Here is a 15,352-nt window from a genome sequence, read left to right on the forward strand (position 1 = left end):
CTCACCCGTCCGCCGCTAACTTGAACTGGAGCAAGCTCCAGTCAAGTCCGCTCGACTTGCATGTATTAGGCACGCCGCCAGCGTTCGTCCTGAGCCAGGATCAAACTCTCCAAAAAGATGTTTGACTTGCTCATGTTTTAAAAATAAGAATTAACTTACTGGCATGTATTTTGTTCAGTTTTCAAAGATCAATTATTTCTTCCCGCCTTAACAGCGACTTTATTAATTTAACACAACACAACTTGTTTGTCAAATAGTTTTTTAACTTTTTTTCGAAAAGTTGTGCGCCGCTGTTTGTTGTTTTCATCAGCGACGCTTATTAATATACCAAGTCTTTCAAGAAACGTCAACACTTTTTTAAAAAAAGTGTTAATCATTTATAATTTGATAATGCCTATGGTAAATCCCCTGCCCTTTCGTTTCCATCCGCCGCTCTTCCACAAAGGATTTTTCAATTAAATATTCCAGCAGCACACCTAAATCGACTGCATAATAATTAATCTCGGGATGATTTAAAAGTTTCTGGAATGTCCACGAATCTTTTTCCCTCAATATAGAAAGCAAGTGAGCCGCCCCATTTTCTGTTCTTGAATGAATTAAAAAGTCACTCGCAATGAAAAGAAGTTCTAAACGCTTTTCTAAATCTTCATCACTCGTTAATAACTCTTCATATAATTTGTAGATTTCAGGTTCTATTTGTTTCACTTGGAGCCAGACAGTCACTTCAGGATAAAACCCATTTTCAATTACTGCGAGACGAGCGAGGTGGTGCAGAGAATGCATCACGTGATTATAAGCATCTAAATAATGTCCGTTATTAAAGAAAGCACGTCCGTCTGTACATCTTCTGATTAGTTTGGAAAACTCGATTGCCATTTTTATTTTTCGGCCAAAGAAGGGAAACTCCCTCATCTCCTGCTTCATTTCGTGTACGTACTCATTTCGGTCAAACAACACCCGGCCATGGTAAAGCCATTCGATAAACTTTCTATTGCTGCCGAGCAGCAGCCATTCCTTTATCTGTGCTTCTGTGACTATGTAAAGCGCCGCCTTTTCCTCTCCATATACATAATGCTTTACAAAAACGGAGGGTTCCGCTTCTTTTACTATAATGAGCAATATCACATCAAAACTTTCAGTAAAAGATATGTCATTTTCCTTTTTCTCTATTGCAATAACACCGATTGTATTTTGCTGGCTTGTCCGTTCTTGATAAAGTGGACGAAGGATATCTTCCATATTAATTCCTCCAAGCACAAGTTTGTTCTATATTGTTCTATCCCCATTATTTCGACAAAAAAAGAAAAAACCCCTTTAAAACTTTTAAATTTGAAATACTTCTACTGCTTTTTTCATTATAAATTATGATATAGTCTATTGTTGGGAGGTTAAAGAATATGGCTAAAAGTTACTCAAGCAAAATTAACCGAATTCGCACATTTGCGCTTAGTTTAATTTTTATTGGTTTCATTATAATGTATGCAGGGATTTTCTTCAGACAATCTGCCTTTTTAATGACGCTGTTTATGCTGCTTGGCCTGCTGTCGATTATCGCTAGTACAGTCGTTTATTTTTGGATCGGTATGCTTTCCACTAAAGCCGTTCAAGTCGTCTGTCCGAGCTGCGGAAAACCGACTAAAATGCTCGGCCGGGTAGATATGTGCATGTACTGTAAGGAACCTCTTACACTCGATCAAAATCTAGAAGGCAAAGAATTTGATGAAAAATACAATCAAAAGAAAAAATAAAAAAAAGAATTGTTCGTTTAACGAACAATTCTTTTTTAATGAACTTCTTTATTAATCGTACATTCCGGACAAGTTCCGTATACTTCCATCCGGTGATGGCTGACTTTAAATCCAGTCACATGCGATGCTAGTTGTTCTACTTCATCTAAGCCCGGGTAATGAAAATCAACAATTTTTCCGCAGTCTTCACAAATAGCGTGATAGTGCTCTGTCGTCACAAAGTCAAATCGGCTGGACGCATCACCGTACGTCAGCTCTTTTACAAGCCCGACTTCACGGAACACTCGCAAATTGTTGTAAACGGTTGCTACACTCATATTGGGAAATTTCCCTTCGAGTGCTTTGTATATATCGTCTGCTGTTGGATGGGTCATAGATTGAATTAAAAATTCAAGTATCGCATGACGCTGAGGAGTAATCCGGACTCCGGTTTCCTTTAACGTATCCAGCGCTTCCTGTAAATGATTATGCTCATGAGACACCGTCATGCACCTCTTTTCTTTCTAAAAAATATTATTACATTGTAATCTTTATAATTAGTGTACTAACTTTATATACGTTTTGTCAATGAAAAAGAAAACCTTTATAGGTCAATTGTCTATAAAAGTTTTCTTTCTCTGTTAGATATTAATATCCCTTATCCAAATCCACTTTATTCTCGTAATCAGAACCATTCTCTTTATACACTTGCAAGTTATGTGCAAATATTTTCATTGCACGCGGCAAGTATTCGCTCGTCACACTAGAAATGTGGGGAGTTATTGTCAGTCTTTCCTGGCTCCAAAGCGGGTGTTCCGCAGGCAGCGGTTCTTCTAAAAAGACATCAAGATAAGCATGGGCGATTTCATTGCTATTTAACGCGTCTATCAGGATCGATTCTTCCAGCAAATCACCGCGGCCGATATTAATGAAGACGGCTGTTTCTTTCATCACTTGGAAATGCTCTTCCTTCAGTAAAAATCTTGTTTCTTCTGTACTCGGCAAGATGGAAACGATAAAATCTGCATCAGGAAGTACCATAAGCAGCTCATCCATTTTATTTATTTCATCAAAATGATCATTTTTATGCCCGTTCCGGTTCACTCCAACTGTCTCCATTCGGAAAGCTTTAGCGAGTCGGGCGATCTCTGTTCCGATCGCACCTGTCCCAAGCACGAGCAGGCGTTTGTCTGCAAGTTCACCGATTAACAGCCGCTTGTTCCACGTTTCTTCTTTTTGAAAATCCAGCAACTCAGGGAAGCGTTTCACATGGTTTAACATGTAGCCAATTGTAAATTCGGCCATCGGAATTTTATGTATGCCTCTTGCATTCGTTACTAAAATGTCTTTTTCTTTGATTGTCTCGAACGGCATTTTTTCCATGCCGGCGGATGCCACCATGATCCATTTCAATTTCGGGCAGTTTTCAATATGTTTCTCTGTTAAATCTTCACCGAAAGTGACAACGATTTCGGCTTCACTGAGCTTATCCGCTTCTTCCACTGATTTAAAGTAGTTGAACTCGTTTTCAGGAAATGCTTCGCTTAATTGCGCCTGCAATGCCCGCGGCGGTCGAAAAGTAAAAACGATTTTCAATTCTCTTCCCCTCCCCTTTTCTTCTTTAAGATAATTCTTCTTTTATGAATTGCAGCGCTTCTTCCACATGGCCTTTTACTTTCACTTTTCTCCACTCTTTCACAAGCTTGCCTTTTGGATCAATGACAAATGTGGAGCGTTCAATGCCCATGTATTCTTTGCCAAAGTTCTTTTTCAGCTTCCAGACGCCGTAAAGCTCGCACACTTCATGCTCTTCATCTGCCAACAGCAAAAAAGGCAAATCATATTTTTCTATAAATTTCTCGTGGCGGGCAACCGGGTCTATACTTACCCCCAATATGACCGTGTTCGTATCGCTGAATTGAGCGTGCCGATCACGAAAATCGCACGCCTGGGTTGTACATCCCGGCGTCATATCTTTCGGATAAAAATAGAGCACAATATTTTTCCCTTTGTAATCGGATAACCTCACTTCTTCTCCATTGTTCGCCGTCAGTTTAAAGTCAGGTGCAGTTTCTCCTATTGTTATAGTCATTTTTTTCTCTCCTCTACTTTAAATTAAGATAATAACAAGAGTTCATTCGTCTGAATTATCTTACTAATAGCGTAGCGGATTCGAAAAAATATGGCAAACAATAATCAGCCTGCTTCCTTTTCCAGCATCGTGCGAACAACAAAGGCAGTCGGAATCGTATAGCCTGCCCATGCTTCGACAAGCGCCACCCAGCGCCCCGCTCCCTCAGGTACAATGTCTCCATACCCGACAGAAAAGAGCGTGATGCCACTGAAATATAACGAAGTAAAGAACCTGTCCCAAAAAGAGAGGTAGCTATCACCCTCTCCCGCCCAAACAGCATGTCCGTTTATTTGTAAAAGCATATAGATAAGAGCAAAACCGATCATCATCGTTAAATATAAACATCCAAAATACAAAAAGTAATGCAGTGACAAGTAACGGTGCCGTGGCTGACCCGGGACAAACATTCCTTTCATGCTCATCGTTAAACAAAACACTACCGCACTAAAGATCATAGCAGTCATTTCCCCGCCTCCCCACCGCCGTTCGTTTTTATTCATTTATACGCGGACGCTCATCTGTTTATGATTGATAGCCTTCCATTGATTAAACGGCATGGCAAGTCTAAAATGTAAATGTACTTATCACAAGGAGGCATATACATGCAACATACTAACTCTGAGCGTTTACACGAAGAAGCGCTGACCCATATTGTCGGAGGTGTCAACAGTCCTTCACGTTCTTATAAAGCAGTCGGCGGCGGCTCGCCCGTTGCCATGGAAAGAGGAATGGGAGCTTATTTCTGGGATGTAGACGGCAACAAATACATCGATTATCTTGCTGCATACGGGCCAATCATTACAGGTCATGCACACCCGCATATTACAGAAGCTATCAAAAAAGCGGCCGAAAACGGAGTACTGTACGGCACCCCGACGTCTTATGAAGTAACATTTGCTAAAATGCTGAAAGATGCCGTACCAGGAATGGAAAAAGTCCGTTTCGTCAACAGTGGTACAGAAGCTGTGATGACGACGATTCGTGTGGCGCGCGCTTACACGGGACGCGACAAAATCATTAAATTCGCCGGCTGCTATCACGGGCATTCCGATTTAGTGCTCGTAGCTGCAGGGTCCGGGCCATCTACACTCGGCACACCTGATTCTGCCGGCGTGCCAAGAAGCATCGCCCAGGAAGTGATTACGGTGCCTTTTAATGAAACGGAACCACTGAAAGAAGCACTTGAAAAATGGGGAGATGAAATTGCCGCTGTCCTGATTGAGCCAATTGTCGGCAACTTCGGCATCGTTGAACCGAAAGCAAGCTTTTTGGATGAAGTAAAAAAATTAACGAACGAAGCAGGCGCACTGCTCATTTTTGATGAGGTTATCACTGGCTTCCGCTTTATGTACGGGGGCGCCCAGGACTTGTTAGGCATCACTCCCGATTTAACAGCAATGGGGAAAATTATTGGGGGCGGCCTGCCGATCGGTGCTTACGGCGGACGTAAAGAGATTATGGAAGAAGTGGCTCCGCTCGGCCCTGCTTATCAGGCCGGAACGATGGCGGGAAATCCGGCGTCTATGCTTGCGGGAATAGCATGTCTTGAAGTCCTGCAAAAAGAAGGTATATACGAAGAACTTGATCGCCTTGGTGCTATTCTCGAAGAAGGCATTTTACAATCAGCCAAGAAATATAATACACCTATTACGGTCAATCGTTTAAAAGGAGCGTTGACGATTTACTTCACGAAAGAAACCGTCGTTAATTATGAACAAGCGGAAGCAACAGACGGCGAAATGTTCGGCCGCTTCTTTAAACTAATGCTCTCTCAAGGAATACACCTCGCTCCTTCAAAATATGAAGCATGGTTTTTAACAACAGAGCATACAGATGAAGATGTCGAGAAAACTTTGCGGGCAGTGGATTACGCTTTTTCTCAATTGAGTTAAGTGGTATAATTTTCGTTTAATAGACTTTAAATGAGAAGGGAAACATTTTACTTATGAAGCTAGGCGCGCGAATTTTTAAAACTGGCATAGCCATTGTGCTTGCTTTATTCGTTTCTACCTTGCTTGGCCTGCCCACTCCGGTGTTCGCAGGCATTGCCGCGGTATTCGCAATCCAGCCCACTATTTATCGTTCCTATTTAACGTTTATCCAGCATTTGCAGGCAAATGTCATCGGGGCTGTTGTGGCCATTTCATTTGTACTTTTGTTCGGAAACCATATTTTAATTGTCGGTCTGGCAGCTATCGTTGCGATCATCTTAATGCTCTACTTACGTCTGGAACAGTCAATCGGTCTCGCTCTTGTTACCTTAATGGTCATCATGGAAGTCCAAAACGAACACTTTATCCAATTTGCCTCCATCCGTTTTTTAACCGTTATGATCGGTGTGTTGTCGGCATCCATTGTGAACCTTATTTTCCTGCCTCCAAAGTATGAAACGAAGCTTTTCGGACAAATCAATCATGTGACCGAGGATACGTTAAAATGGATTCGCTTAAGCTTGCGAAACGGAACGGATTACCACGTTTTGAAAAAAGACATCAGCAAAATTCGCGAGCGGCTCATTAACATTGATAACCTTTACTTAATGTATAAAGAAGAACGCAGCACGCTGAAAAGAAACATTACGTCTAAAAAACGAAAGATGGTCTTGTACCGCAAAATGATTTTATCCACTCGCCGCAGCTACGATATTTTGCGGAGAATGAATCAGTTTGAAAACGAACTGTCTCACTTAACACCTGAACTTCAAAAGACTCTCGTTGATTATCTTGATTCATTAATGAGCTTCCACGAACATTTACTTCTGCGGTTCATAGGCAAAGTAAAATCAACTACGGAAATGGAGGAGGTATTCGAGCTTTGGGTCGACCGGGAAGAATTCATGTCTTTATTTACCGCTGAAATCAAATCCGGTACGTCAGATGAAGCCACTTCCTCTATTCATTTGCTTCATATTCTTTCCTCCGTATTGGAATACGGCGAAAACTTGGAGCACCTTGATCAATTGATTACAAGCTTTTCGAAATTCCATCCTGAAGATGAGCTTCCTGAATTTCAGGAAGACGAATAAGGGAAGCCCACAAGTCGGTGAATAACTGACTTGTGGGCTTTCCTCTTTTTCTAAATACGCACGAAAAACTGACTTATGCACCGGCCGCTAGACATCGTGCACGAGCTGAATGTACTTCTACAAGCCCGCGCCCAGTTTATGCGTGATTGCCGCCGCAATGTGCACGTCTCCCGATAATACAACAAATTTTGAGATAAGTTTTCTTATTTGTGGCGATCAGCTTTTCATCCGTGGATCAAGCGCATCCCGCAAGCCGTCCCCCATTAAGTTAAAACCGAGCACCGTCAGCATAATCGCAATACCCGGGAAAAAGACTGTCCAGGGCGCCTGCATAATAAAGTCTTTCGAGTCCGCAAGCATTTTGCCCCATTCCGGCGTCGGCGGCTGAGCCCCCATCCCAAGGAATCCGAGTGCCGCCGCTTCAATAATCGCCGTGGCAATAGCTAAAGTGCCTTGAACGATTATAGGTGCAAGACTGTTCGGCAAAATGTGATGAAGCAAGATCCGGCCATCTTTCATGCCGATGGCTTTGGCAGCTGTAATATATTCTTCTTCCTTAATCGTCAGCACTTTGGAACGTACGAGCCGGCCAAATGTTGGCACGTTAATGATGGCAATCGCGATTAACGCATTTTGCAAAGACGGTCCAAGCATGGCTACGACAGCGATTGCTAGTAGAATGCTTGGAAACGCAAGCAAAATATCAAAGAGACGGGAAATGATCGTATCGACCCACCTGCCGTAATAACCGGCAATAATACCGAGACCCGAGCCGACAATAACCGAACCGGCTACCGAAACAAATCCTACCCACAATGAAATGCGGGCACCATAGACGACACGGCTGAAGATGTCGCGGCCGAATTCATCAGTTCCGAACCAGTGCTTAGACGAAGGCGGCAAGTGCTTGTCCGACAACACTGTTTCTTTAAAGCCGTACGGAGCAATAAAATCAGCAAAAATGGCTAATAGGATAAAGAAAGAAACAAGACCGGCGCCAAATAAAGCGGCTTTATTTTTGCGAAATCTTCGCCACACATCCACCCAAGGTGAAATGATTTTTTCTTCCTCGTTCAAATTAAATTCAGGTCCGGCAGGAGGCAACTGAGTTTGCTCTGCAATTTCTGCCATATAAACGTCCTCCTTTAACGATATTTAATCCGTGGATCAATTGCAGCATACAACAGATCCACGATGAGATTGATACAAACAAAAATGGCGGCAACAATGAGAATGCCTGACTGAATCACCGGATAATCACGGAATTGGATGGCGCCATAAATGTAGTTGCCGATTCCCGGCCAGCCAAAGATCGTTTCAGTTAAAATGGCGCCGCCTAACAGCAGGCCCATTTGCAAACCGATGATCGTTAAAATAGGAATGAACGCATTTCTTAAAGAATGCTTGTACACTACTTTCAACATGCCCATGCCTTTTGCTCTCGCTGTTCGAATGTAATCAGAACGCATCACTTCGAGCATGCTGGAGCGGGTAATTCTGGCGATGATCGCCATTGGAATCGTAGCGAGGGCCACCCCTGGCAAAATTAAATGCCTAATCACTTCAATAAACTGATCGAACCTTCCTTGCATGAGAGTATCAAGTAAGTATAAATGAGTGATGGCTGTTACTGGATCCCGGATGTTGTCACGTCCAGTCGTCGGCAGCAAATCAAGTTTAATAGAAAAAATATACTGCTCCATTAAACCGAGCCAAAAAATCGGCATGGATACACCAATTAAAGCTGCGACCATCAATAAATAATCAAACCAGGAGTTTTGAAACCACGCGGAGAGAATGCCTGCATTTACTCCAATAAATACAGCGATCACCATCGCAAACAGGGCGAGTTCAATGGTGGCAGCCAAATAGGGCCAAACTTCTTCAGTAATCGGACTTCTCGTTCTTAATGAATCACCGAGATCACCCGTTACCAGACTTTTTAAGTACTCAACAAATTGAATGTATAATGGCTGATCCAGGCCCATTTCTTTCGTAAGAGCAGCTACCGCTTCCGGTGAAGCCTGCTGTCCAAGTAAAATTTGCGCCGGGTTGCCGGGGATCGCATGTATGAGTGAAAAGACAATCAGTGCCATGCCCAGTAAAACCGGAATGAGCATCGACAGACGCCGGATCGTGTAAGCAAACATATGCTCACCTGCTTTCTGTAATTAGTTTCGTTGAATAAGTTGCTTTTCAGCCGAAATATAAGGGGGAGCTTTGCCCGCTCCCCCTCCATACATTATTTAATCGAAACGTCACCCATTGGCTGTGAACCTGTCGGATGCGGGAAAAAGCCTTCAATTGTACTTTTACCTGCCAGCAATGGCGTGGAGTGGGCCAGTGGAACCCAAGGAGCGTCCACATGGATAATTTCTTGTGCTTTTTTATACAATTCTGCACGCTTCGCTTCATCTGTTTCTGATTGAGCCTCTAATAGAAGCTTATGCACTTCTTCGTTTGCATAGCGGGAGTAGTTGTTGGAACCAATCGCGTCTTTGTCAAGAAGCGTGTACAGGAAGTTATCAGCATCTCCATTGTCACCTGTCCACCCAAGCATGAACAGCGCAGATTCACCTGCCTGTACCTTTTCAAGGTAAGTCGCCCATTCCATTGTCACAATGTTCGCTTCTACACCGATTTTTTCGAAATCAGCCTGCATTGCTTCCGCCACTTTTTGTCCGTTTGGCATGTATGGACGCGGTACTGGCATTGCCCATAGATCTACTTTAAACCCATCTTTGTAGCCGGCTTCTGCTAACAGTTTTTTCGCTTTTTCAAGATCAAATTCATAATCTTTCACTTCATCATTGTAGCCGTTAAGAGTCGGCGGCATTGGATTTTTCGCCGGTTTTGCTGTACCTTCGTAGAAGTTTTCAATTAAAGCTTCTTTATTCACTGCGTGATTTAATGCCTGGCGGACTTTCGGATTGTTGAACGGCTCTTTTTCTACGTTAAAGCCAAGATAGCCAACGTTCATAGAAGGTCGTTCGAACAACTGCAGATTTTTGTCACCTTTTACTTTGGCAGCATCACTCGGATTTAAACCGTCAATTAAATCAACTTCTCCTTTAATTAATGCATTTAAACGGGCGGAGTTATCCGCGATTACTTTAAAAATCAGTTTATCGACTTTCGGTTCGTCTTTTTGTCGATATTCTTCATTTTTTACTAGAGTGATAGTATCGTTGCGTTTCCAGCTTTCAAACTTAAATGGACCTGTTCCAACCGGATTTTCACCGTATTTGTCCCCATGTTTTTCAATCGCTGCCGGGCTGGAAATAGCGAATGGCGACATCGCCAAGTTCTTTAAAAATGGAGCTTGCGGTTTGTTAAGTGTAAAGACAACTTTATTTTCTCCATCAGCTTTTACTTCTTTAATGATCGCGGTTTCACTGCCTTTAAAGCCGCCGAATTGAGAAGCAAAGTAAGCAAATGTTGCTTCATCATTGCTCGTCAGCCATCTTTCTACATTTTTAACAACTGCTTCTGCATTGAAATCCGTGCCGTCATGGAACTTGACACCTTCTTCAAGTTCAAAAGTATAAGTTAAACCATCTTCAGAAATGTCCCATTTCTTCGCAAGGCCCGGGACAATATCCGTCGTTTCTTTATCAAAGTTTACGAGAGTTTCAAACACTTGTTCAGCTATAATTAATGATTCCCCATCTGTAACAACAGCTGGATCAAGCTTGACTGCATCTCCACCGCGGCCATAAATCAATGTTCCGCCGCCCTCTGAGTTACCGCCTCCTCCATTCGTTGAGTTTGATGAACAGCCAATCAGCGCCATAGACAGCACTAACAGAAGTGACAACATGCCCAGAATCCTTTTCTTCATTTCCCTTCCCCCTCATATCTCTAAATTTATAATTACGGCTGTCAGTCATATAAATGACAAGCAGCGTAATGACCTCGTTCCACTTCCTTAAAGGCCGGCCGGACAGAAGCACATACTTCCATTCCTTTCGGGCAGCGCGCATGGAACGGACAGCCTGCCGGCGCGTTCGCCGGACTCGGCACGTCTCCTTTAAGAACGATCCTTTCTTGTTTAGAATCAACATCCGGGATCGGCACAGCTGACAGCAACGCCTCCGTATACGGATGTTTCGGTGATTCATACAGAGATTCACTGTCCGCAAGCTCCATCATTTGCCCTAAATACATGACACCGACGCGGTCGCTAATATGGCGCACAACACCCAGGTCATGGGCAATGAATAAATAAGTGAGCCCGAATTCTTTTTGCAAATCCTGCAGCAGATTTAATACTTGTGCTTGAATCGATACATCAAGAGCAGAGACGGGTTCATCGGCGATGATCAGCTTCGGATGGACCGCAAGCGCCCTCGCAATGCCGATGCGCTGCCGCTGTCCGCCCGAAAACTGATGCGGATAGCGCTTCGCATGCCAGCTGTTCAATCCGACTGTTTCCAGCAGTTCGCGGACGCGCTTTTTACGTACCCCTTTATCCTTCACTCCATGAACAATAAGCGGCTCTTCAAGGATTTTCTCCACTGTATGCCGTGGATTCAGCGAAGCAAATGGATCCTGGAATACCATTTGGATTTCTTTGCGCATCTTTCTCATCGCTTCCTTTGACAGCTTCGTCAAGTCCTGTCCATCGAAATGGATTGTTCCTTCCGTCGGTTCAAGCAGCCGGAGAAGCATGCGGCCGGTCGTTGATTTGCCACAGCCACTTTCACCAACAAGACCGAGTGTTTCACCTTTTTTTATAAAAAAAGAAATATCGTCCACAGCTTTCACTTCGCCTACTTGGCGTCCAAACAAACCGCCGTGGATTGGAAAAGATTTTTTTAAGTTTTCCACCTTTAATAAAGCCTCTGTCATACGATAGACTCCTTTTCATCTTCATACAGCCAGCAGCGGACTTTTTGTTCAATTGACAGCGCTTTCAAATATGGCGTTTCTTTCAGACATTTCTCATGGGCGTAGCTGCAGCGCGGAGCAAATTGGCAGCCGATAGGCAAACTCCCCGGCTTTGGCACATTGCCCGGTATCGAAAACAGCCGCTCTTTTTTCTGGCGCATGTCCGGAACGGATTGAATCAAGCCTTTCGTGTAAGGATGGGACGGTTTTTTAAAAATAGATTCCACCGTGCCTTCTTCTACTACTTTTCCGGCATACATAACGACAACCCGCTGACAAATTTCAGCTACAACACCGAGGTCATGAGTAATCATTAAAATCGCTGTATCTGTTTCTTCATTCAATTTCTTCATTAATTCCAAAATTTGTGCCTGAATCGTTACATCCAAAGCAGTTGTCGGCTCGTCCGCAATCAGTATTTGCGGGTTACAAATCATCGCCATCGCAATCATGACGCGCTGCCTCATCCCTCCCGATAATTGATGCGGATATTCGTTTATGAGCTCATCTGCACGAGGCAGCCCGACTTTTTTCAACATGGTAACAGCTTGCTGTTTTGCCTCTTTTTTGGATAATTTTTTATTATGCAAGCGAATGGCTTCCATTAGTTGGCTGCCTATTGTAAATAATGGATTCAAACTCGTCATCGGCTCCTGGAAGATCATCGCGATTTCATTGCCGCGCACTTGGCGCATCCGCTTTTCGGAAGCTTGAGCCAAGTTCTCCCCTTTGTATAAAATCTCCCCTTCTACCTTGCTTGTTAAAGCAGGCACGAGACCCATAACCGATAAAGAGGTGACGCTTTTTCCGCATCCTGATTCACCGACTATGCCAAGAACCTCCCCCGCATTTATGTGGAAACTTACTTCATTCACTACTGTCAGCAGTCCATCATCAGTAAAAAATGAAGTTTTTAACTTTTTTACATCCAGCACAGGAGTAACCATACCTTATCCCCCTTCCAACCCTATGTTGATTATCACACTTTTTATTTACCTAATTTTAAAAATATTGTAACAATTTATAAATTGAATGTCTATTCAATTTTTCAGAAAATATTATTTAAATATAAAAAAGCCTGAAGAATAGGCCTTCAGGCTTCACTTAATTATCTAGTTGCTGCACTTGGAAAAGACGGTGATATCCACCTTTTTTGTTCATTAATTCATCATGCGTGCCGCTTTCCACTATTTGACCATGCTCAATTAAGACAATGCGATCGGCATGAGTAATCGTAGATAAACGATGCGCTACAATAAAAGTGGTCCGGTCTTTCGCCAGTTTTTCCATTGCTCCTTGAATTAAGTGTTCGCTCTCCAAATCCAAAGCAGACGTAGCTTCATCCAATATGAGAATCGGCGGATTTTTTAAAAACACCCGGGCGATCGCTACCCGCTGCTTCTGGCCGCCGGACAGCTTCACGCCTCTTTCGCCCACCTTCGTATCGTACCCTTGAGGAAGATTCATGATAAAATCATGGGCATTCGCTGCTTTTGCAGCTGCGATCACTTCTTCTTCCGTTGCATTCGGCTTTCCGAGTAAAATATTCATCTTAACCGATTCACTAAATAATATATTGTCCTGAAGCACCATCCCGATTTGATCTCTTAAACTGCGAACCTTAAATTCGCGAATATCCGTACCATCCAGTAAAATCCGGCCGGCTGTTACATCATAAAAACGCGGAATCAAGCCGACAAGCGAAGATTTACCACCGCCGCTCATGCCAACAAGCGCCACTGTCTCTCCTGCTTTCACGTCAAGCTGAATATCACGGAGCACTTCTTCTTCCTTGTTATCATAAGCGAAACTGATGCGATCAAATAATATATGCCCTTTCACTTCCTTAATGCCAATAGCGCCTTTTTTATCTGTCACATCGTATGATTCATCGAGCAGTTCGAACACCCGGTCCATAGAGGCGATCGCCTGCGTCATCGTCGTCGAAGAGTTGACAAGTCTGCGCAACGGACTGTATAACCGGTCAATATAAGCAATAAAAGCCGCCATCGTTCCAACTGTTAATTGGCCGTGGATGACTTGATACCCGGCATACCCAATTACGAGAAGCGGAGCAATGTCTGTAATCGTATTCACAACTGCAAACGCTTTTGCGTTCCACCTCGTGTGGTCGAGCGCTTTCGTTAAAAAGTTTATATTTTGCGCTTCAAATTGAGTCTGTTCATAGTCTTCAATCGCAAAGCTTTTAATGACAGACATCCCCTGTACTCGCTCATGCAAATAGCTCTGCACTTCTGCGAGCGCCTGGGAACGGACTCTCGTCAACTTGCGCAAATTGCCAAAAAAATAGCGGACAGACAATGCATAAAAAGGAAAAACAATGAGCGACACGATCGTTAATTTCACATCCATCGTCGACATGATAATAACCGCAATAACGATGGTCGCACCGTCAAGCCAGACGTTCATCAGCCCGGTGATTACGAAGTTTTTCGTTTGTTCCACATCATTAATAATTCGCGAGATAATTTCCCCGGCCCGTGTATTTGCATAATATTTAAAGCTGAGCTTTTGAATATGAGAAAATAAACGGTCACGTATATCATAAAGAATTTTGCTGCCGGTCCATTGAGCAAAATATTGCCGATAATATTCAATCGGCGGACGCAAAACGGCAAACAAAACGAGCATGCCGCCAATAACGATGAGCAGCTTTTCTTGTTTTTGCGCCGTTGTCATCACGCCGCTTCCGATGATGTCATCAATGACATACTTAATTAAAATAGGAATCAACAGCGGAATGCCAAATTTTATAATGCCGATCATCAGCGTACCAATAATTTGCCACCTGTACGGTTTAACAAATTCCATATAGCGTTTTATTACATTCAATCTGCTTCCCCCTTTTGTTTTAAATAAGAAAAAACCTGTTGAAAACTCAACAGGCGCCGTCTCTTTCTATCGAGATGTCAGCGTCGGTGCGTCAAATACTTTCCATACCATTTATCAATAAAATTTGGCGAAAACGGCCCTTGCCGCTGGCGGATTAAATGAATCAAATGATCAACATTTCGCCTTAAAATTTTATCGATAACTTCCGGGTAGTTCATTCTTCTGCTGTGCTGTTCATACTCATCCTCATCCAGCAAAATATAAGACATATCCGGAAACACTTTCACATCGAGATCATAGTCAATATATTTGAGCGCTTCCTGATCATATACGAATGGAGAACTAATATTACAATAATAATAGATGCCATCTGTTCTCAGCATGCCAATCACATTAAACCACTGCCTAGCGTGGAAATAACAGATAGCCGGCTCCCTTGTAACCCATGTCCGTCCATCCGATTCTGTGACAATCGTGTGGTCGTTGCCGCCGATCACAAGGTTATTCGTTCCTTTCAAGACTATGGTCTCTTCCCAAACACGATGAATATGCCCATCATGCTTGTAACTATGGATTTGGATGGATTCACCTTCTGTGGGAATCGCCATAATTTCCCCCTACTTTCATTCCAAGCTATTTGCCTTTACTTTTTCCTATATGAATACAAATAAAACGTTTATATTCCACTATTATAACGATTTAAACTTGAAATTGAAACAAAAG

At 43.0% G+C, this 15,352-nt stretch carries 15 protein-coding genes and 1 rRNA gene; 3 read left to right on the forward strand and 13 right to left on the reverse strand.

Annotated elements, in window-relative coordinates; genetic code table 11:
- Both F9802_RS18600 and F9802_RS18605 read right to left on the reverse strand, forming a co-directional pair.
- Positions 1-116: ribosomal RNA gene (locus F9802_RS18600) — 16S ribosomal RNA — on the reverse strand; the annotation flags it as partial.
- Between the two features lie 253 nt (positions 117-369).
- Entirely contained in the window at positions 370-1,239 is an 870-nt protein-coding gene (locus F9802_RS18605) for a nucleotidyltransferase-like protein (RefSeq protein WP_152154606.1), read from the reverse strand.
- 158 nt (positions 1,240-1,397) lie between these two features.
- On the opposite strand from F9802_RS18605, the gene F9802_RS18610 reads away from it, so the two are divergent.
- On the forward strand, positions 1,398-1,748 hold the full coding sequence (locus tag F9802_RS18610) for a YgzB family protein (protein WP_152154607.1): 351 nt from the start codon (positions 1,398-1,400) through the stop codon (positions 1,746-1,748).
- A 35-nt stretch (positions 1,749-1,783) separates the two neighbouring features.
- Here F9802_RS18610 and perR read toward each other — a convergent pair whose 3' ends face one another.
- The 4 genes from perR to F9802_RS18630 form a co-directional block, all read right to left on the reverse strand.
- Positions 1,784-2,236: a peroxide-responsive transcriptional repressor PerR gene (gene perR, locus F9802_RS18615; RefSeq protein ID WP_152154608.1), complete on the reverse strand. Its 453-nt coding sequence runs from the start codon at positions 2,234-2,236 to the stop codon at positions 1,784-1,786.
- A gap of 139 nt (positions 2,237-2,375) precedes the next feature.
- Positions 2,376-3,323: a D-2-hydroxyacid dehydrogenase gene (locus F9802_RS18620; protein ID WP_152154609.1), complete on the reverse strand. Its 948-nt coding sequence runs from the start codon at positions 3,321-3,323 to the stop codon at positions 2,376-2,378.
- A 25-nt stretch (positions 3,324-3,348) separates the two neighbouring features.
- Positions 3,349-3,819, reverse strand: a complete 471-nt coding sequence (gene bcp / locus F9802_RS18625) for a thioredoxin-dependent thiol peroxidase (protein WP_152154610.1) — start codon at positions 3,817-3,819, stop codon at positions 3,349-3,351.
- Positions 3,820-3,923: 104 nt separating this feature from the next.
- On the reverse strand, positions 3,924-4,325 hold the full coding sequence (locus tag F9802_RS18630) for a potassium channel family protein (RefSeq protein ID WP_152154611.1): 402 nt from the start codon (positions 4,323-4,325) through the stop codon (positions 3,924-3,926).
- Between the two features lie 138 nt (positions 4,326-4,463).
- Here F9802_RS18630 and F9802_RS18635 point away from each other — a divergent pair, with 138 nt between their 5' ends.
- Together F9802_RS18635 and F9802_RS18640 are read left to right on the forward strand one after the other, a co-directional pair.
- Entirely contained in the window at positions 4,464-5,753 is a 1,290-nt protein-coding gene (locus F9802_RS18635) for a glutamate-1-semialdehyde 2,1-aminomutase (RefSeq protein WP_152154612.1), read from the forward strand.
- Positions 5,754-5,806: 53 nt separating this feature from the next.
- A complete protein-coding gene (locus F9802_RS18640; protein ID WP_152154613.1) occupies positions 5,807-6,886 on the forward strand; it encodes an FUSC family protein in 1,080 nt (359 codons plus the stop codon).
- Positions 6,887-7,102: 216 nt separating this feature from the next.
- On the opposite strand, the gene F9802_RS18645 is transcribed toward F9802_RS18640, so the two are convergent.
- The 7 genes from F9802_RS18645 to ntdP all read right to left on the reverse strand — a co-directional run bounded on the left by F9802_RS18645 (position 7,103) and on the right by ntdP (position 15,237).
- Complete coding sequence (locus F9802_RS18645; protein WP_152154614.1) at positions 7,103-8,017, reverse strand: ABC transporter permease; 915 nt, start codon at positions 8,015-8,017, stop codon at positions 7,103-7,105.
- Positions 8,018-8,031: 14 nt separating this feature from the next.
- Positions 8,032-9,036: an ABC transporter permease gene (locus F9802_RS18650; protein ID WP_152154615.1), complete on the reverse strand. Its 1,005-nt coding sequence runs from the start codon at positions 9,034-9,036 to the stop codon at positions 8,032-8,034.
- Positions 9,037-9,128: 92 nt separating this feature from the next.
- Positions 9,129-10,727 (reverse strand): ABC transporter substrate-binding protein, encoded by a 1,599-nt coding sequence (locus tag F9802_RS18655; protein WP_152154616.1) that lies wholly within the window; start codon positions 10,725-10,727, stop codon positions 9,129-9,131.
- A 41-nt stretch (positions 10,728-10,768) separates the two neighbouring features.
- Positions 10,769-11,737, reverse strand: a complete 969-nt coding sequence (locus F9802_RS18660) for an ABC transporter ATP-binding protein (protein WP_152154617.1) — start codon at positions 11,735-11,737, stop codon at positions 10,769-10,771.
- Positions 11,734-12,723, reverse strand: a complete 990-nt coding sequence (locus tag F9802_RS18665; RefSeq protein WP_152154618.1) for an ABC transporter ATP-binding protein — start codon at positions 12,721-12,723, stop codon at positions 11,734-11,736. The genes F9802_RS18660 and F9802_RS18665 overlap by 4 nt, the downstream gene beginning before the upstream one ends.
- Before the next feature lie 157 nt (positions 12,724-12,880).
- Positions 12,881-14,629, reverse strand: a complete 1,749-nt coding sequence (locus tag F9802_RS18670; protein ID WP_152154619.1) for an ABC transporter ATP-binding protein — start codon at positions 14,627-14,629, stop codon at positions 12,881-12,883.
- Positions 14,630-14,706: 77 nt separating this feature from the next.
- Positions 14,707-15,237, reverse strand: coding sequence for a nucleoside tri-diphosphate phosphatase (ntdP, locus tag F9802_RS18675; protein ID WP_152154620.1), 531 nt, complete (start codon positions 15,235-15,237; stop codon positions 14,707-14,709).
- Between the last annotated feature and the right edge of the window lie 115 nt (positions 15,238-15,352).

The organism is Bacillus aerolatus (genome assembly GCF_009183655.1).
Lineage (GTDB): Bacteria > Bacillota > Bacilli > Bacillales > Domibacillaceae > Pseudobacillus > Pseudobacillus aerolatus.